This window comes from Cedecea sp. FDAARGOS_727, assembly GCF_012273235.1.
GTDB lineage: Bacteria > Pseudomonadota > Gammaproteobacteria > Enterobacterales > Enterobacteriaceae > Cedecea > Cedecea davisae.
The window spans coordinates 811973-830972 of the sequence record NZ_CP050966.1 but is presented as its reverse complement, the minus strand read 5'-3'; the positions used below and the strand labels follow the sequence as shown (position 1 = coordinate 830972).

At 56.0% G+C, this 19000-nt stretch carries 14 protein-coding genes; 10 read left to right on the top strand and 4 right to left on the bottom strand.

The features are described 5' to 3' along the window. Positions 1-119: 119 nt before the first annotated feature. A complete protein-coding gene (mak, locus tag FOC35_RS04070) occupies positions 120-1031 on the top strand; it encodes a fructokinase (RefSeq protein ID WP_172568221.1) in 912 nt (303 codons plus the stop codon). Between the two features lie 62 nt (positions 1032-1093). Here the strand turns inward: mak and sbcC are convergent, their stop codons facing one another. Next, positions 1094-4249 (bottom strand): exonuclease subunit SbcC, encoded by a 3156-nt coding sequence (gene sbcC / locus FOC35_RS04065; protein WP_172568220.1) that lies wholly within the window; start codon positions 4247-4249, stop codon positions 1094-1096. Continuing rightward, positions 4246-5463, bottom strand: a complete 1218-nt coding sequence (sbcD, locus tag FOC35_RS04060) for an exonuclease subunit SbcD (RefSeq protein ID WP_172568219.1) — start codon at positions 5461-5463, stop codon at positions 4246-4248. The genes sbcC and sbcD overlap by 4 nt, the downstream gene beginning before the upstream one ends. Before the next feature lie 199 nt (positions 5464-5662). Here sbcD and phoB point away from each other — a divergent pair, with 199 nt between their 5' ends. The 5 genes from phoB (at position 5663) to malZ (ending at position 12830) form a co-directional block, all read left to right on the top strand. Beyond that, positions 5663-6352, top strand: a complete 690-nt coding sequence (gene phoB / locus FOC35_RS04055; RefSeq protein WP_008454506.1) for a phosphate response regulator transcription factor PhoB — start codon at positions 5663-5665, stop codon at positions 6350-6352. A 22-nt stretch (positions 6353-6374) separates the two neighbouring features. Next, the gene (gene phoR, locus FOC35_RS04050; RefSeq protein ID WP_172568218.1) at positions 6375-7682 is read left to right on the top strand and encodes a phosphate regulon sensor histidine kinase PhoR; all 1308 of its coding nucleotides are present in this window, start codon (positions 6375-6377) and stop codon (positions 7680-7682) included. 425 nt (positions 7683-8107) lie between these two features. Then, the gene (brnQ, locus tag FOC35_RS04045) at positions 8108-9427 is read left to right on the top strand and encodes a branched-chain amino acid transporter carrier protein BrnQ (protein WP_172568217.1); all 1320 of its coding nucleotides are present in this window, start codon (positions 8108-8110) and stop codon (positions 9425-9427) included. A 71-nt stretch (positions 9428-9498) separates the two neighbouring features. Then, positions 9499-10872 (top strand): proline-specific permease ProY, encoded by a 1374-nt coding sequence (gene proY / locus FOC35_RS04040; protein WP_016535148.1) that lies wholly within the window; start codon positions 9499-9501, stop codon positions 10870-10872. Positions 10873-11012: 140 nt separating this feature from the next. Beyond that, positions 11013-12830: a maltodextrin glucosidase gene (gene malZ, locus FOC35_RS04035; RefSeq protein WP_172568216.1), complete on the top strand. Its 1818-nt coding sequence runs from the start codon at positions 11013-11015 to the stop codon at positions 12828-12830. A gap of 57 nt (positions 12831-12887) precedes the next feature. Here malZ and FOC35_RS04030 read toward each other — a convergent pair whose 3' ends face one another. Continuing rightward, positions 12888-13490, bottom strand: a complete 603-nt coding sequence (locus FOC35_RS04030; RefSeq protein ID WP_016535150.1) for a peroxiredoxin C — start codon at positions 13488-13490, stop codon at positions 12888-12890. 200 nt (positions 13491-13690) lie between these two features. Then, the gene (gene acpH, locus FOC35_RS04025) at positions 13691-14272 is read right to left on the bottom strand and encodes an ACP phosphodiesterase (protein WP_016535151.1); all 582 of its coding nucleotides are present in this window, start codon (positions 14270-14272) and stop codon (positions 13691-13693) included. A 115-nt stretch (positions 14273-14387) separates the two neighbouring features. On the opposite strand from acpH, the gene queA reads away from it, so the two are divergent. The 4 genes from queA (at position 14388) to secD (ending at position 18998) form a co-directional block, all read left to right on the top strand. Continuing rightward, a complete protein-coding gene (gene queA, locus FOC35_RS04020; protein WP_039897966.1) occupies positions 14388-15458 on the top strand; it encodes a tRNA preQ1(34) S-adenosylmethionine ribosyltransferase-isomerase QueA in 1071 nt (356 codons plus the stop codon). 183 nt (positions 15459-15641) lie between these two features. Next, entirely contained in the window at positions 15642-16769 is a 1128-nt protein-coding gene (gene tgt / locus FOC35_RS04015) for a tRNA guanosine(34) transglycosylase Tgt (RefSeq protein WP_016535154.1), read from the top strand. A gap of 21 nt (positions 16770-16790) precedes the next feature. Next, entirely contained in the window at positions 16791-17123 is a 333-nt protein-coding gene (gene yajC, locus FOC35_RS04010; protein ID WP_008454538.1) for a preprotein translocase subunit YajC, read from the top strand. 27 nt (positions 17124-17150) lie between these two features. Continuing rightward, complete coding sequence (gene secD / locus FOC35_RS04005) at positions 17151-18998, top strand: protein translocase subunit SecD (protein WP_071704073.1); 1848 nt, start codon at positions 17151-17153, stop codon at positions 18996-18998. Positions 18999-19000 lie beyond the last annotated feature (2 nt).

Sequence of the window (19000 nt, the reverse complement as noted above, 5' to 3'; positions counted from 1 at the left end):
GTCCCAGATTGTCAGTTAAACGCAGCGGGCATGATAACGAATTGACGGCCTCGTTTCATCGCATTTGCTTAGATGCCATTCTATACTATTGATAATTATCACCAAATGAGGAAGTTCATGTGCGCATAGGTATCGATCTCGGTGGTACAAAAACAGAAGTAATCGCGCTGGCAGATGACGGAAAGCAGCTCTACCGCCACCGGCTGCCAACGCCTAAAAATGACTACCAGGCCACCCTCAAAAACATCGTTGAGCTGGTGCGGCTGGCGGAAGAAGCAACGGGCGAGACCGGTACGGTTGGGCTGGGTATTCCGGGGTCAATCTCCCCTTATACCCGGGTAGTGAAAAACGCGAACTCGACCTGGCTTAACGGCCAGCCGTTCGACAAAGATCTCAGCAGCGCGCTCAAGCGCGAAGTCCGGCTGGCAAATGACGCCAACTGCCTTGCGGTATCAGAAGCTATCGATGGCGCGGCCGCCGGGGCGCAGATTGTGTTTGCGGTGATAATCGGCACCGGCTGTGGCGCAGGGATTGCCATCAACGGCCACAGCCTGATTGGCGGCAACGGCACGGCGGGAGAGTGGGGCCACAACCCTCTGCCATGGATGGATGAGGATGAGCTGCATTTTCGCGCTGAAGTGCCGTGCTATTGCGGCAAGCAGGGCTGTATTGAAACCTTTATCTCCGGCACCGGGTTTGGCACGGACTACCAGCGCCTGAGCGGGAAAACGCTGAAGGGCAATGAGATTATCAACCTGGCTGAACAGCAGGATCCGCTGGCCGAGCTGGCCCTGAGCCGCTATGAAACGCGGTTGGCTAAATCTCTGGCGCATATTGTTAATATTCTCGACCCGGATGTGATTGTGCTGGGCGGCGGGATGAGCAATGTGGAGCGTTTGTATCGCACCGTGCCGCAGCTGATTAAGCCCTGGGTATTTGGCGGCGAGTGCGAAACGCCGATTCGCAAAGCCGTACACGGTGATTCCAGCGGCGTTCGTGGCGCGGCGTGGCTTTGGCCGTTAGAGAAGTAATTCGCACCCCTCATCCTCCAGGAGGGTGAGGGGGCGATTTTCGTTATTCCCAGGGTAAAAGGTCAATCTACCGCGAAAACCTTATCCAGCCGGCTCACGCCCAGCCCGTTAATTTTCTTCACTTTAATCTGCACCGGAATACGCTCCTTCATCGCCTCAACGTGGCTGATTACGCCGATGGTTTTCCCGCTGGCGTTCAGGGTGTCCAGCGCGTCGAGCGCGGTATCTAGCGTCTGCGCGTCCAGAGTGCCAAAGCCTTCATCAAGGAACAGCGAGTCGATGCGGGTTTTGTGGCTTACCAGGTCGGAAAGCGCCAGCGCCAGCGCCAGGCTAACCAGGAAGCTTTCGCCGCCGGACAGCGTGCGGGTGTCGCGCACCGCATCGGCCTGCCAGGTGTCCATAACCTGTAGCTCCAGCGCTTCGCTGTCTTTACGCTGCAACAGGTAGCGGCCGTGCAGGCGATTAAGCTGGTTGTTTGCCAGCCAGACCAGGTTATCCAGCGTCAGTCCCTGGGCAAATTTACGGAATTTATCGCCTTCTCTGGAGCCGACCAGGGCGTTGAGATAGCCCCAGTCCTCCGCCTGAGCCTCGCACTCTTTGATCTCCTGCATCAGCGCCTGCTGGCGCGAGCGGTTCTCTTTGTCGTGGCTTTGCTGCTGCTTTATTTGCCCCTGCTGAGAGGCGTTTTCACGCAGCCGGTGGGCCAGATCTGCAATTTGAGCCTCAAGAACGCTGATGTCTGCTTCTTCGTCGAGTGTTTCCGGGCGTGACGTCAGGTGCTGGGCCAGCGCCGTTTCGGCCTGCTCAAGCAGCGTCGTTTGCTGCTGCTGCTGACGCTCCAGCTGCTGTTTGTGCTGCTCAAGCTCGAGCCGGACGTTTTCTTCCATCAGGGCGCAATGGAACTCTTCTTCGTCGCTGAACTGGCTGGCTGCCAGCGCGGTGCTGAACTGCTCCTGGGCCTCGCGGGCCGCGGCTTCGCTCTGCTGTAGCTGCTGCGCCAGAGACTGACGCTGGCCTTCCAGCAGGTTGCATTCATTGTGCAGAGTCTGCCAGTTTTGCAGCGCGGCCTGGTGCTCAGGCTCGGCAAGCATCGCGGGGGCCGAGCCATCGTCCTGAAGGGTTGAAAGCAGCATTTCAAGTGTGGAAAGCTGCTGGCGGAGCTGCGGCAGTTTATCCTGCTGCTGTTGCCACTGTTGGGACTCCTGCTGGCGGGCATCCAGCCAGCTTTGCTCTTCGCCCGGCTGCGGACGCGCAAGGCCAACCTGCTCCAGCGCCGCCTGAAGCGAAGCGTTCCGGGCGTTAAACTCGGCGCTCATCTTTTGGTGCTGTTCGCTGTCTCGCTGGTATTGCGCTTCGAGCGCCTGGCGCTCTGCGAGCTGGCGCAACTGCTGTTCACGCAGCTCCTGCTCTTCCAGCCACTGGTTCAGATCGTCTTGTGGCGTTAAGGCTATGCTCAGCCCGGCGCATTGCTGCTGCCAGCGGGCCGAGAGTGAGTCTGCCTCTTCCTGTAGCGCCGCGCCTTCATGAACTCGTTTTTCGCGCTGCTGGCGCTGGGTTTCAAGTTGGCCCTTGAGGGCGAAACCCTGCTCGGCGAGCGCGGCGACTTCAAGCTTCAGGGCGGCCAGGCGCCGCTGGTTTTCTCCCGGCTCCAGCGCCTTATAGGCCTCAACGGCCGGGTGCTGAGTTGAACCGCACAGCGGGCAGGGGGCGTCCTTTTGCAACTGAGCACGTTCGGCCTCAAGGCTATGGATCCGTTTTTCCTGCTCGACGACTTTTTCCAGGTCGGCTTCATGCTGGCGTTTATCTTTATACTGCTGGCGCTTTTGCCCCAGCTCGACATCACAAGCGGCAATTTGCTTATCCAGCTCCTCCAGCTCCCTCACCAGCCCTGTTTTGCGTTTTTCCACGGTGGCAAACTGAGGTTGCAGGGCTGCCAGCCGTTGGCGACCCGGCCTGGCGGCCATTAGCTGCTGTAAATGAGTGCTTACTTCTTCCGGTGTTAACGCCAGATTTATCTCCGGCAGTGCCTGTAGTTTTTGCCGGCTACTCCGCAGCGCCTGCTGCAGATCGCCAAGTTGCTTTTCATCCCGTTGCAGCTGGCTAAAGGCCATGCGCCAGCCCGCAAGTTCGGCGCTCCAGAGGCGATAGCTATCGTGGGCAGAGAGCCAGTTCTGAACCTGCTGAGCCTCCGCCTGAAGTTTTTCAGCCTGAACGGCCGCCAGCAGCCGGGTTTGCTGGCGATGCACCGAGGCGTGGCGTAAGCGTGCATTCACACTTTCCGCCGCTTCGGCATTTTGCTTCAGCGCCTGCTGCTTTTCCTGGAGACGCTGCCAGTGCGGGCGCAGCTTCTCGGCAGGCAGCGCACGAGCCAATTTGTCCAGCTGCGGGGCGGCATCCAGCAGAGCCTGATTAGCGGTATTCAGCCCCAGCCGCTTTTGTTCTTTATCGGCGGTCAGCTTGCCCAGTTGGCTCAGCCAGTCCCGATGCCGCTGGCGCAACTGCTGCTCGGTGCCCAGCGTTTGTTCTTCAAGAGTGAGCGCCTGCAAACTTGCCGTGAGCTGCTGTTGCTGCTCTTCGCTGAGCAGGGCAACGCCCGCCGCCTGAGCCAGCAAATTTTCCAGCCGAATTTTGATTTGCTTGTGGTTTTCAAATACCGCAGCGGAGACGGTGCCGTAGATTTCTGTGCCGGTCAGCTCTTCGAGTAGCGAGGCGCGGTCGTTGGCATCGGCATTTAAAAATGCCGCGAATTGCCCCTGAGAGAGCATCATCGAACGGGTAAAACGGTCGTAATCCAGCCCGGTTAGCGAGGCAACAAGGTCGAGCTTGTCTTTGATTTTGTCCGCAAGAATTTTGCCGTCGCTGATTTGGGCCAGCTCCACGCGCGGCGCCTGAAGGTTGCCGTTTGCCGCATTCCTTGCGCGGTTCTGGCTCCAGAAAGCGCGGTAGCCAACGCCCTTAACCTCAAACTCCACCTCGGCCAGGCACTCGGCGGTGTCTCTGGTCATCAGGTCGTTCTGCGACTGCGATACGCTGCTCAGGCGCGGCGTTTTGTGGTAGAGCGCAAGACAGATGGCGTCCAGCAGCGTGGTTTTGCCCGCTCCGGTCGGGCCGGTAATGGCAAATAGTCCGTTGCTGGCGAAGGGTTCCCGAGTGAAATCAATCTTCCACTCGCCCTTGAGGGAGTTAATATTTTTTAAACGCAGGCTAAGAATTTTCATGCCTGTTCCTCCTGCTGGTGCAGGTCCGAGAGCGTTTGGGCAAACAGCGTTCTCAGCCTGGCGGCGCGTTCTTCGGTGGTCTCTTCCTGGCTAAGGCGGCGCTCAAATACCTCTTCTACGGTCAGCTCGCTCAGGGTCTCTTTATGCTGGCTGGCGATGACCCGCTCGCGCTGTTCGCGGCTGCGGCGCAACAGCACCACTTCTACCGGCAGGGTGTCGGTTAAAGCCTGAACCTGGCGCTGCATGTCGTGAAGATATTCATCGGTGGCGATTTCGATATCCAGCCAGACTTTTGGCTCGGCAGGGGCATTACGCCACTGCTCAAGCTGCTGTTCTATCTCCCTTAGCGAACCCTTTATAACCGCTAACGGCTGGCTGACCGGGACTTCAAGGGCTTCGACGCCCGCAAGCTGGCTGCCGCTGAATTCAACCAGAAATACGCTTTTAGCTTTGCCCGTTTCGTCGAAGCTGAGCGCAATCGGGGAGCCGCTGTAGCGGATATGTTCGCTGCCGCCAATCTTCTGCGCCCGGTGGATGTGGCCCAGCGCAATATAGTCAGCCGGAGGAAAGTGCTGCGCCGGGAAGGCGTCCAGGGTGCCGATGTAAATGTCTCTTACCGCATCGGATTTGGTTACGCCAACCGTGGTGAGATGCCCTGTGGCGATAATCGGCAGCGGGCGGTCGCCGCGTAATGCGACGGCGGCGTCGTAGCACTGCTGGTAGTGCTCGCTAATCGCTTCCATTAATGAGCGCTGTTTCTCATGGCCGGAAAGCCCGGCCTGGCTGCTTTGAATATCGCGCGGGCGCAGAAACGGGATTGGGCACAAAATAGCGCCGGGCGTGCCGTCTTTGTTATTCAGCACCAGCGCCTGCTCTTCCTGGCGATGCCGGGCGCTGGCGATAACGCGAGTATTCAGGCAGGCGAGCAGCTCGCGCGACTCGTTAAGCGTGGCGACGGAGTCGTGGTTGCCCGCCAGCACAACAAGCTGGCAGCCGCTGGCCTGCAACTGCACCACAAAACGGTTATAGATTTCACGGGCGTAACTCGGCGGCGAGCCGGTATCAAAAATGTCGCCCGCTACAATTATGGCATCCACCTGATGTTCGGCCGCCGCGTTAAGCAGCCAGTCAAGAAAGGCCTGGTGTTCAGAAGCCCGGCTTTTGGTATAGAAATTTTGGCCGAGGTGCCAGTCTGATGTGTGGAGAATGCGCATAACCTGTCCCATGGCAAAGAGGCGAATTTCCGATTATAAGCTATTGAGCCGCCAGCGTAACCGTGCGCGAAACTCAGCGGCTGTCATAATTCAAAAAGGTGAAATATCGGACGGTCATCTTTTTCATAAATCTGTCACAAATCTGACGCATACTGGCGCACAATTAATAAGAGATGGTCTCTTTTCAACAGGGTAAATCATGGCGAGACGCATTTTAGTCGTAGAAGATGAAGCTCCGATTCGTGAAATGGTGAGCTTTGTGCTCGAGCAAAATGGCTTCCAGTCGGTAGAGGCGGAAGATTATGACAGCGCGGTTAACCTGCTGATTGAACCTTTCCCCGACCTGATCCTGCTGGACTGGATGCTGCCGGGCGGTTCGGGTATTCAGTTTATTAAGCACCTTAAGCGTGAAGCGCTGACCCGCGAAATCCCGGTGATGATGCTAACCGCGCGCGGAGAAGAAGAAGATCGCGTTCGCGGGCTTGAAGTCGGGGCCGACGATTACATCACCAAACCGTTCTCGCCAAAGGAACTGGTGGCGCGTATTAAAGCGGTAATGCGCCGTATTTCGCCGATGGCGGTGGAAGAGGTGATTGAGATGCAGGGGCTGAGCCTTGACCCGTCCTCGCATCGGGTAATGACCGGTGAAGACCCGCTGGATATGGGGCCAACCGAGTTTAAGCTGTTACACTTCTTTATGACCCACCCGGAGCGCGTTTACAGCCGTGAACAGCTGCTTAATAACGTGTGGGGAACCAACGTTTACGTTGAAGATCGCACCGTAGACGTGCATATTCGCCGCCTGCGTAAAGCGCTGGAAACAAGTGGTCATGACAAAATGGTGCAAACGGTTCGCGGCACGGGTTATCGTTTTTCAACCCGCTTTTAAAATGCTTACAGGAGCGTGACGCGTGCTGGAACGGCTGTCATGGAAAAGGCTGGTACTGGAGCTGATGCTCTGTTGTTTACCGGCGGCTATTCTTGGATTGATCTTTGGCCATCTGCCGTGGTTTTTACTGGCGGCAGTAACCTCCCTGCTGAGCTGGCATTTCTGGAATCTACTTCGTCTGTCTTGGTGGCTGTGGGTTGACCGCAGCATGACTCCGCCTCCGGGGCGGGGAAGCTGGGAGCCTCTGCTTTACGGGCTGCATCAAATGCAGCTGCGTAACAAAAAGCGCCGTAAAGAGCTGGGTAATCTGATCAAGCGCTTCCGTAGCGGAGCCGAATCGTTGCCCGATGCGGTGGTGCTGACCACGGAAGAGGGCACTATTTTTTGGTGTAATGGCCTGGCCCAGCAGCTGCTTGGGCTGCGCTGGCCGGACGATAACGGCCAAAACATCCTTAACCTTCTGCGTTACCCCGAATTCACACAGTATGTGGCGAATCAGCAGTTTAATCGCCCGCTGACGCTGGTGATGAATAATGGCCGCCACCTTGAGTTCCGCCTGATGCCGTATGCCGACGGGCAGTGGCTGATGGTGGCGCGTGATGTGACACAAATGCATCAGCTTGAAGGCGCCAGGCGTAACTTCTTCGCCAACGTCAGCCATGAGCTGCGCACCCCGCTAACCGTGTTACAGGGTTATCTGGAGATGATGCAGGATCAGGCGCTGGAAGGTCCGCTGAGGGATAAAGCATTACATACGATGCGCGAGCAAACGTCGCGCATGGAAGGGCTGGTTCGACAGCTGCTGACCTTGTCGAGAATTGAAGCGGCACCGGCGCTGTCGATGAATGAAAAAATTGACGTTCCGCTGATGCTGCGCGTTGTTGAACGCGAGGCGCAGACCCTGAGCCAGCAGAAGCAAACGCTCACTTTTAACGTTGAGCCTGGGCTACAGGTTTACGGCAATGAAGAGCAGTTGCGCAGCGCCATTTCCAACCTGGTGTATAACGCCGTGAACCATACTCCGGAGGGGACGCACATTACCGTGACCTGGCGGCGTCAGCCGCACGGCGTGGCGTTTAGCGTTAAGGATACCGGGCCGGGGATTTCAGCGGAGCACCTTCCTCGCCTTACCGAACGTTTTTATCGGGTGGATAAAGCCCGTTCCCGGCAGACGGGCGGCAGCGGGCTTGGGCTGGCGATTGTGAAGCACGCCCTTAGCCACCACGACGCTCGTCTGGATATTGAAAGTAAACCGGGGCAGGGATCGACATTTTCGTTTGTGTTGCCGGAGCGGTTAATCGCCCAGGATCCTGCGGCAGTTGCACATTAATTCACCGCAACCGTCAAGCTCTGTTTCCACAGGCCAGTTTACTGGCCTTTTTTGTTGGTTTTTTCTCCACTCGTTAAGCGTTAAAGGCGAATTGTTGATTTTTTGTCCGAATGATAAGCCACAATAAATTCGTATAATTGAATTTATTCACTGCCTGCCGGGATTTTTAAAGGATATCTTTCTGGTTTCCCGATCCCTTCTTGTCTTCAAACGCTATAAGCGTTTTAATTGCCCCCCTGTTGTTACCAGACCGACTGAAATTGAGTGGTAATTCGACTAACTATTCTTCGCCACCGATCCGGAGAAGCATATTCCGCTGTCGTTACCGGTAATAACCGCTTTTTTGCCGAACGTTATTTGGAACCGCGTGCGGTTAAAAAATTTGAACGTTTTCAACACCACACATCCACAGGCTGCATTATTTTATGACCTATCATTTAAAATCGCGTGACATCATCGCTCTGGGCTTTATGACCTTTGCGCTGTTTGTGGGCGCGGGCAACATCATTTTCCCCCCAATGGTTGGCTTACAGGCCGGTGAACACGTCTGGACGTCTGCACTTGGCTTCCTGGTCACCGCGGTAGGCTTACCGGTGCTGACCATCGTGGCCATTGCCCGTGTCGGCGGCGGTATTGATAGCCTCAGCTCGCCGATTGGCCGCCGGGCCGGTATTTTGCTGGCGACCGTTTGTTACCTGGCTGTTGGCCCGCTGTTTGCCACGCCGCGCACCACCACCGTGTCGTTTGAAATCGGCATTGCGCCGCTGACCGGTATGGGCGATATGCCGCTGTTTATCTACAGCCTGGTGTATTTCGCGCTGGTGATTGGTATTTCGCTTTATCCCGGCAAGCTTCTGGATACCGTTGGCCATTTCCTTGCGCCGGTGAAAATCCTGGCGCTGCTGATCCTCTCCGCCGGTGCCGTTCTGTGGCCTGCCGGTGGCCTGAGTTCTGCGACCGAAGCCTATCAAAACGCGGCATTCTCTAACGGCTTTGTGAACGGCTACCTGACGATGGACACCCTGGCCTCGCTGGTATTCGGGATCGTTATCGTCAATGCGGCACGCTCTCGCGGTGTGACCGAATCCCGCCTGCTGACCCGCTACACCATCTGGGCTGGCCTGATTGCCGGTGTTGGCCTGACGATTATCTATCTGGCGCTGTTCCACCTCGGGTCTGATAGCGCCAATCTGGTTGAGCAAAACGCCAACGGCGCGGCTATTCTGCACGCCTACGTTTCCCATACCTTTGGCGGAGCAGGCAGCTTCTTCCTTGCTGCGCTGATTTTCCTCGCCTGCCTGGTTACGGCGGTTGGCCTGACCTGCGCCTGCGCGGAGTTCTTTAGCCAGTATTTACCGCTCTCTTACCGCTCGCTGGTGTTTATCCTCGGCCTGTTCTCGATGATTGTATCTAACCTCGGCCTGAGCCATCTGATTCAGATCTCTATTCCGGTGCTGACGGCAATCTACCCGCCTTGTATCGCCCTGGTGGTCTTAAGCTTTACCCGTCCGTGGTGGCACAATTCCACCCGCGTTATCGCACCGGCAATGCTGATAAGCCTGCTGTTTGGTATTATCGACGGCATTAAAGCTTCGGCAATCAGCGATGTACTGCCTGCATGGGCGGCGAAACTGCCGCTGGCCGACCAGGGCCTTGCGTGGCTGCTGCCAACCGTCGCGATGGTGTTTATCACCGCCGTCTGGGACCGGGCTGCAGGGCGTCAGGTGACTTCCACCGCGCACTAAGAGTTTGATTGTTAACTAACCACGGAGTCGCCCTCCGTGGTTTTTTTATTGTGAAGAGTGGTACAGGATTCATGGAAAACACCAATAAGCTCAAGCGCGGTTTGAGCACCCGGCACATCCGGTTTATGGCGCTGGGTTCGGCGATTGGAACAGGGCTGTTTTACGGCTCGGCAGACGCTATCAAGATGGCGGGGCCAAGCGTACTGCTGGCGTATATTATCGGCGGCGTTGCGGCCTATATCATCATGCGCGCGCTGGGCGAAATGTCGGTTCATAACCCCTCTGCCAGCTCGTTTTCCCGTTATGCTCAGGATTACCTGGGGCCGCTGGCAGGTTATATCACCGGCTGGACTTACTGCTTTGAAATATTGATTGTTGCCATCGCCGACGTGACCGCCTTCGGGATCTATATGGGCATCTGGTTCCCGGCGGTGCCGCATTGGGTCTGGGTGCTGAGCGTGGTGCTTATCATCAGCGCCATCAACCTGATGAGCGTAAAGGTATTTGGCGAGCTGGAATTCTGGTTCTCGTTTTTCAAAGTGGCGACCATCATCATTATGATCCTCGCCGGTATCGGCATTATCTTCTGGGGCATCGGTAACGGCGGCCAGGCGACCGGTATTCATAATCTGTGGAGCAACGGCGGCTTCTTCAGTAACGGCTGGTTAGGCATGATAATGTCGCTGCAAATGGTGATGTTCGCCTACGGCGGTATTGAAATCATCGGCATCACCGCGGGCGAAGCGAAGGACCCTGAGAAATCCATTCCGCGCGCGATTAACTCTGTCCCGCTGCGTATTCTGGTGTTCTACGTTGGCACGCTGTTTGTCATCATGTCTATCTACCCGTGGAACCAGGTTGGCACCGAAGGCAGCCCGTTTGTCATGACGTTCCAGCACATGGGCATTACCGCTGCGGCCGGTATTCTTAACTTCGTGGTCATCACCGCTTCTCTTTCTGCTATCAACAGCGATGTGTTCGGCGTTGGGCGCATGCTGCACGGCATGGCCGAGCAGGGCAGCGCGCCGAAGGTATTCGCTAAAACCTCACGTAACGGTATTCCGTGGGTGACGGTTGTGGTGATGGGCTTTGCCATGCTGCTGGCGGTTTACCTGAACTACATCATGCCGGAAAACGTCTTCCTGGTGATTGCATCGCTGGCAACCTTTGCCACCGTATGGGTGTGGATAATGATCCTGTTGTCGCAGATTGCCTTCCGCCGCCGTTTGCCACCGGAAGAGGCAAAAGCGCTTAAATTCCCGATCCCGGGCGGCGTGGCGACGACTATCGTAGGTCTGGTATTCCTGGTGTTTATCATCGCGCTGATTGGTTACCACCCCGACACCCGTATTTCGCTGTATGTTGGCTGCGGCTGGATTGTGCTACTGCTGATTGGCTGGTTCTTTAAACGCCGCCGTCAGCTTGCTACAGCCGAAGCAAAATAGACCCTGAACCCCGCCGCTGGCGGGGTTTTTGTTAGCCTCTCCGCCCCTGTAATCCTCCCCCAAATTAAACCAGAATGATGAGTGATAACGCCTTATGCTGTGGCAAGGTGGCGTCATTTTTAAGCGACGGGAAAGTTACTATGTTGAATGCCTGGCACCTTCCGGTGGCGCCTTTTGTTCAAAAGGGCGAGCAAAAACTGACGATTACACTTTGGCTGGCGGGCGATGAGCTGCCGGAAAAGGTCGTGCTGCGTGGTGAAAAGGATAACGAAGAGATCTCCGTGGTGATGGTTCGGCAAAAGTCGGCCCCGCAGGAGGGTGTGGTGGCGTGGAAGGGCGCCATTGATACCGCTGAGGGGCAGCCGCGCCGCCGCTACAGTTTCAAGCTGCTGTGGCAGGACAGGCAGCGCTGGTACACGCCGCAGGGTTTTCGTTCTACGCCGCCCGCAAGGCTGGAGCAGTTTGCCATTGATTCCCCGGACGACGGCCCGGCCTGGGTGCAGGATCAGGTGTTTTACCAGATTTTCCCCGACCGTTTTGCCCGCGGTAAAAAACGCGGTCCGGAGCAGGACAACGTCTATTTTCATCATGCCGCAGGGCATGAAATCGTCAGGCGCGAGTGGGATGAAGCGCTCACCGCCGATGCCGGTGGCTCAACGTTTTACGGCGGCGACCTGGACGGCATCAGCGAAAACCTGCCGTACCTGAAAAAGCTCGGCGTAACCGCGCTCTACCTGAACCCGATTTTTACCGCGCCAAGCGTGCACAAATACGATACCCAGGATTACCGGCAGGTTGACGAGCAGTTTGGCGGCAACAGCGCGTTTCTGCGCCTGCGTGAGAGCACCCGCAAGCTTGGCGTGAAGCTGGTGCTGGACGGCGTGTTTAACCACAGCGGGGATACGCATGCCTGGTTCGACAGGCATCAGCAGAGCGGCAACGGAGCCTGCCATAATCCCGGCTCGCCGTGGCGAGACTGGTACAGTTTCTCGCAGGAAGGCAAGGCGCTGGACTGGCTGGGATATTCGAGCCTGCCGAAGCTTGATTTCCGCTCGGCTACGCTGGTGGATGAAATTTACCGCGGCGAGCAAAGTATTGTGCGCCACTGGCTACGAGAGCCGTGGGGCATTGACGGCTGGCGTCTGGACGTGGTGCATATGCTGGGCGAAGCGGGCGGCGCAAAGAACAACCTGCTGCACGTCAGCGGCATTACCCGGGCCGCAAAAGAAACCCGCCCGGATGCCTATGTCCTTGGGGAGCACTTCGGTGATGCGCGCCAGTGGCTCCAGGCGGACGCCGAAGATGCGGCGATGAACTACCGCGGCTTTACCTTCCCGCTGTGGGGCTTCCTTGCCAATACCGATATCTCTTACGACCCGCAGCATATCGATGCGCAAACCTGCATGGCGTGGATGGAAGAGTACCGCTCCGCGCTTTCTCATCAGCAGCAGCTGCGGATGTTTAATCAGCTCGACAGCCATGATACGGCGCGCTTTAAATCCATCCTCGGGAAAGACGTTGCCCGGCTGCCGCTGGCCGTTATCTGGCTTTATGCCTGGCCCGGTGTGCCCTGCGTTTATTACGGCGACGAGGTTGGGCTCGACGGAAACAACGATCCGTTTTGCCGCAAGCCGTTCCCGTGGAACAAGCGGGATCAGGATTTGAGTCTGCTGGCGCTTTATCAGCGGCTGGGCAAACTGCGCAAGCAGAGCCGGGCGTTACGCCAGGGGGGATGCCGGGTTGTCTATGCCGAAGGCGATGTGGTGGTGTTTGCGCGCGTCTACCAGAACGAACGCGTGCTGGTGGCGATTAACCGCGGCGAGGTGATTACCGTGACGCTGCCGTGGGATGCGCTGCTCAGCGGCAGGGCGTGGGCGCACCTGGAAGGCGGGGGGCTGCTGGATAACTGCGAGCTGATGCTGCCGGCGGTTTCTGCCTCCGTGTGGCGGAGCCTGTAGCCAGACAAAAACACAAAAGGCCGCATTTGCGGCCTTTTCTTCAAACGTGCTTAGCGATTACAGCTTAGCAACGTTCTCGCTCAGGTACTTGGCAACGCCGTCCGGAGACGCGTTCATGCCTTCTTTCCCTTTTTCCCACTGAGCCGGGCACACTTCGCCGTGCTCTTCGTGGAATTGCAGCGCGTCAACCATACGCAGCATTTCATCGATGTTACGACCCAGCGGCAGATCGTTAACCACCTGGTGGCGAACGATACCGGCTTTGTCGATCAGGAAGGAGCCGCGCAGCGCAACGCCAGCTTCCGGATGCTCGATGCCGTATGCTTTCTGGATTTCACGTTTGATGTCAGCAACCATCGCGTATTTAACTTCGCCGATGCCGCCTTTATCCACAGGGGTTTTACGCCATGCGTTGTGAACGAATTCGGAGTCAAAAGATACACCAACGACTTCTACGCCACGTTTCTGGAATTCTTCGTAACGCTTATCGAACGCAATCAGTTCAGACGGGCAAACGAAGGTGAAGTCCATCGGCCAGAAGAAGACAACGGTGGCTTTACCGTTGGTGTGTTTTTTGAAGTTGAAGTTTTCAACGATTTCGCCATTGCCCAGTACGGCAGCAGCGGTAAAGTCAGGGGCCGGACGAGTAACCAGGACCATATGTACTCCTGTTAATTTTGTTAAAGTGAGGGTTAACGCAACGGGGGGAGTATAGGTGCTCCGTTCCATGTAGCTCAATGGCATCTTGCCAATCAATCAGATAGGTTTCGGCTATCAAAAACGCAATCAGAACGATGCCGGTAACCAGGATAGCCCTTTTTTATAAAAGGGCAAGATGTTGTAACGCGAACCGAGAACGATCACAAACTTTTTTGTTGCGCCATCGTTATCATGCGCGGGTAGAACTGCCAGAACAGCTGCTCGAGGGCGTCATAGTGCTTATCAAGATCCTGCCATGAGGCTCGTAAAGCATCGAGTTTTGGTCTACGGCTCGCCATGCCGTTAAGCACGTCGGCAATAAATTCCATATCCTGATAGCGCTCCAGCCAGCGTTCACGCCATAAATAATTGTTCAGGTTAATAAAACGCGGCGGCGTGTCGGAAATATGTGGCTCGATTTGCCCGCGAGCGTAGGCGACAAAGTCCTCAAGGCCAATATCCGGGCAGACGGTCGCCCAGTGGCGGGAGAGAAAATGATCCCACATGACATCGAGCGAGATCGGCGAAACGCGGCGTGTTTCGGCGCTAAACCAGGCGCGGGCGACCGCAACCTCCGGCAAACCATCCGTCAGGGCGTCAACCCGGCGGTGCATATAGATGCCGGCAACTATCTCGGGCGAAAAGCTGTCGTCCGGGTTACCGCGCACAAAATCCGCCAGCAAATTTCCCAGCAGCGAACTTCGGGCCAGATGAGCAAGATGCAGGTGGGCGAGAAAATTCATAGCGTGATTATTCCATATATGGGCTTAAAACGGCCATTGTCAGGGTAAACGTGTTGCAGGGAACGCGCCCTGCCACTAGACTAAGCCGCCTGTTTTTAAGTCTGAGTTTTTTACCATGCGCGTTGCCGATTTCTCCTTTGAACTGCCTGAATCCCTGATTGCTCACTATCCACAAGCCGAGCGTAGCAGCTGCCGTTTGCTGTCTCTGGATGGGCCGACGGGCGCGCTCGCGCATGGCACTTTCACCGATCTGCTCGATAAGCTCAACCCCGGCGACCTGCTGGTGTTCAATAACACCCGGGTTATTCCTGCCCGCCTGTTTGGTCGTAAAGCCAGCGGCGGCAAGATTGAAGTGCTGGTTGAGCGCATGCTGGATGATAAACGTATCCTCGCGCATATTCGCGCTTCAAAAGCGCCTAAGCCGGGCGCCGAGCTGCTGCTGGGCGATGATGAAAGCGTACACGCCACCATGACGGCGCGCCATGACGCGCTGTTTGAAGTCGAGTTTAACGACGAACGCAGCGTGCTGGATATTCTTAACAGCATCGGCCATATGCCGCTGCCGCCGTATATCGACCGCCCGGACGAAGAATCAGACCGTGAACTTTATCAAACGGTTTACAGCCAGAAGCCAGGCGCGGTAGCCGCCCCAACCGCCGGGCTGCATTTTGACGAGCCGCTGCTGGAGAAATTGCGTAATAAAGGCATAGATATGGCCTTTGTGACGCTGCACGTTGGGGCCGGGACCTTCCAGCCGGTACGCGTGGACAGCATCGAAGATCACATCATGCACTCCGAATATGCCGAAGTGCCGCAGGATGTCGTTGATGCCGTGCTGGCCTGTAAAGCGCGCGGTAACCGCGTAATTGCCGTCGGCACGACTTCGGTACGTTCGCTCGAAAGCGCCGCACAGGCCGCGACTAACGGCCTGATTGAGCCGTTCTTTGGCGATACGCAGATCTTCATCTATCCGGGCTATAAATATAACGTTATCGACGCGCTGGTGACCAACTTCCACCTGCCTGAGTCGACGCTCATCATGCTGGTGTCCGCTTTTGCGGGCTACAAAAATACTCTGCACGCCTACCATGAGGCGGTAAAAGCGGAATATCGCTTCTTTAGCTATGGCGACGCTATGTTTATTACCTGCAATCCGCAGGCGATTAACGAGCGTCCTGGGGAGTAATTTCCCCTGCCCCTGGCCCTCTCCCCAGGGGGAGAGGGGACTACACAGGTCTTATTTTTCTCCCTCTCCTTTCCAGGGAGAGGGCTGGGGGGAGGGTCAAACCATCCCCCAAATATTCCGCCGTGAGCACCGCCCACGGCGTTAATTTACTCACCAGACTGTTTCTCTGGTGCTGGAGGAAATGTGAAATTTGAATTAGATACCACCGACGGCCGCGCCCGCCGTGGCCGCCTCGTTTTTGAGCGCGGCACCGTTGAAACCCCGGCCTTTATGCCCGTGGGCACTTACGGCACCGTAAAAGGGATGACGCCGGAAGAAGTGAAAGACACCGGCGCGCAGATTATTCTCGGCAACACCTTCCACTTATGGCTGCGTCCTGGCCAGGAAATCATGAAACTGCACGGCGACCTGCATGATTTTATGCAGTGGAAAGGCCCAATCTTAACGGATTCCGGCGGTTTTCAGGTGTTCAGCCTCGGCGACATCCGCAAGATAACCGAAGCGGGCGTGCACTTCCGCAACCCGATCAACGGCGATCCTATCTTCCTCGATCCTGAAAAATCCATGGAGATTCAGTACGATCTCGGCTCCGATATCGTGATGATCTTCGACGAATGTACGCCATACCCGGCGGACTGGGATTATGCCAAACGTTCGATGGAGATGTCCCTGCGCTGGGCGCAGCGTAGCCGCGATCGCTTTGATTCTCTGGGGAATAAAAATGCGCTGTTCGGTATTATCCAGGGCAGCGTTTACGAAGATTTACGAGATATCTCGGTAAAAGGTCTGGTAGAGATAGGCTTTGATGGCTACGCTGTCGGCGGCCTGGCGGTAGGCGAGCCGAAGGAAGATATGCACCGCATTCTGGAGCATGTTTGCCCGCAAATCCCTGCCGACAAACCACGTTACCTGATGGGTGTAGGTAAACCGGAAGACCTGGTTGAAGGGGTACGTCGCGGCGTTGATATGTTCGACTGCGTCATGCCTACTCGTAACGCGCGTAACGGCCATCTGTTTGTGACGGACGGCGTGGTGAAAATCCGTAACGCCAAGTATAAGGCTGACACCGCACCGCTTGATGCAGAGTGTGATTGCTATACGTGTCGCAATTATTCACGCGCCTACTTGCATCATCTTGACCGTTGCAACGAAATACTGGGCGCTCGTCTGAATACTATTCATAACCTGCGCTATTACCAGCGTTTAATGGCTGGTTTACGCAAGGCCATTGAAGAGGGTAAATTAGAGCACTTCGTGACTGATTTTTACGAGCGGACAGGTAAGCCAGTTCCACCTTTGAACGTTGATTAATTTAATAATGAGGGAATTTTAATGAGCTTTTTCATTTCTGATGCTGTCGCTTCTGCGGGTGCTGCTCCAGGACAGAGTCAATGGACTTTGATTCCAATGTTGGTGGTCTTCGGCCTGATTTTCTATTTTATGATCCTGCGTCCGCAGCAAAAGCGTACCAAAGAGCATAAAAAACTGATGGACTCCATCTCCAAAGGGGATGAAGTGCTGACCAACGGTGGCCTGGTTGGCCGCGTAACCAAAGTAGCTGAAACTGGCTACATTGCTATCGCGCTGAACGACACCACCGAAGTGGTTATTAAGCGTGATTTCGTAGCTGCCGTTCTGCCGAAAGGCACCATGAAGGCGCTGTAATTTTCGTTTTCCCTAAGGGAACTAAACGTGTTAAACCGTTATCCTTTGTGGAAGTACATCATGCTTATCGTCGTGCTTGCGATTGGTCTGCTGTATGCGCTTCCCAACCTGTATGGTGAGGATCCGGCCGTTCAATTAACTGGCGTGCGCGGTGTCGCCGCCAGTGAACAAACGCTGATCCAGGTCGAAAACACCTTAAAACAAGAAAAAATTACCGCTAAATCTGTGGCGCTGGAAGAGGGCGCTATTCTCGCTCGCTTCGATTCTACCGATACCCAGCTGCGCGCGCGTGAAGCGCTGATGAGCGTGCTGGGCGACAATTACGTCGTGGCGCTTAACCTTGCTCCTGCCACTCCTCGCTGGATGTCCGCTATTAGCGCAAACCCGATGAAACTCGGTCTTGACCTGCGCGGTGGCGTTCACTTCCTGATGGAAGTAGATATGGACACGGCGCTGGGCAAACTCCAGGAACAAAACATTGATGGCCTGCGTAGCGATCTGCGCGAGAAAGGCATTGCCTACACCAACGTGCGTAAAGCCGATAACTATGGTGTAGATATTGTCTTCCGCGACGCGAAGTCTCGCGACGATGCCAGCACCTACCTTTCTTCCCGTCATCGTGACCTGGTGTTTTCAAACCAGGGCAGCAACACGCTGCGCGTAGTGATGAGCGATGCACGCCTGAGCGAAGCCCGCGAATATGCGGTACAGCAGAACATCAACATTCTGCGTAACCGTGTAAACCAACTGGGCGTTGCCGAGCCGCTGGTACAACGTCAGGGTGCAGACCGCATCGTGGTTGAACTGCCGGGTATCCAGGACACCGCGCGCGCTAAAGAGATCCTCGGCGCTACCGCAACTCTGGAATTCCGTCTGGTGAATACCAACGTTGATGCCTCCGCTGCCGCCGCAGGCCGCGTACCGGGTGACTCAGAAGTGAAGCAGACTCGTGAAGGGCAGCCGGTTGTGCTGTACAAACGCGTGATTCTGACCGGTGACCATATCACCGACTCCACTTCGAGCATGGATGAATACAACCAGCCTCAGGTTAATATCTCCCTGGACAGCGCTGGCGGTAACATCATGTCTAACTTCACCAAGGACAACATCGGTAAGCCGATGGCGACCCTGTTTGTGGAGTACAAAGACAGCGGTAAGAAAGACGCCAACGGCCGTTCCTTACTGGTGAAAGAAGAAGAAGTTATCAACGTTGCGAACATTCAGTCTCGCCTCGGTAACAGCTTCCGCATCACCGGTATCAGCAACCCGAACGAAGCTCGCCAGCTCTCTCTGCTGCTGCGCGCCGGTGCGCTGATTGCGCCAATTCAGATTGTTGAAGAACGTACCATCGGCCCAACCCTGGGTCTGGAAAACATCAAGCAGGGTCTGGAAGCGTGTCTGGCAGGCCTGGTGGTCTCTATCATCTTCATGCTGTTCTTCTATAAGAAGTTTGGCCTGATTGCGACCTCTGCTCTGCTGGCAAACCTGGTGCTGATTGTGGGGATTATGTCCCTGCTGCCGGGCGCGACGCTGACCATGCCGGGTATCGCGGGTATCGTATTAACCCTTGCGGTTGCGGTGGATGCGAACGTACTGATAAACGAGCGTATCAAAGAAGAGATCAGCAACGGACGTACGATACAGCAGGCGATTGATGAAGGTTACAGAGGCGCGTTCAGCTCCATCTTTGACGCCAACATCACCACGCTTATCAAAGTTATCATCCTGTATGCCGTGGGCACCGGGGCTATCAAAGGGTTTGCAATCACTACCGGTATCGGTGTTGCAACCTCTATGTTTACCGCAATCGTCGGTACTCGTGCCATCGTGAACCTGTTGTACGGCGGCAAACGCATCAACAAGCTGTCTATCTGAGG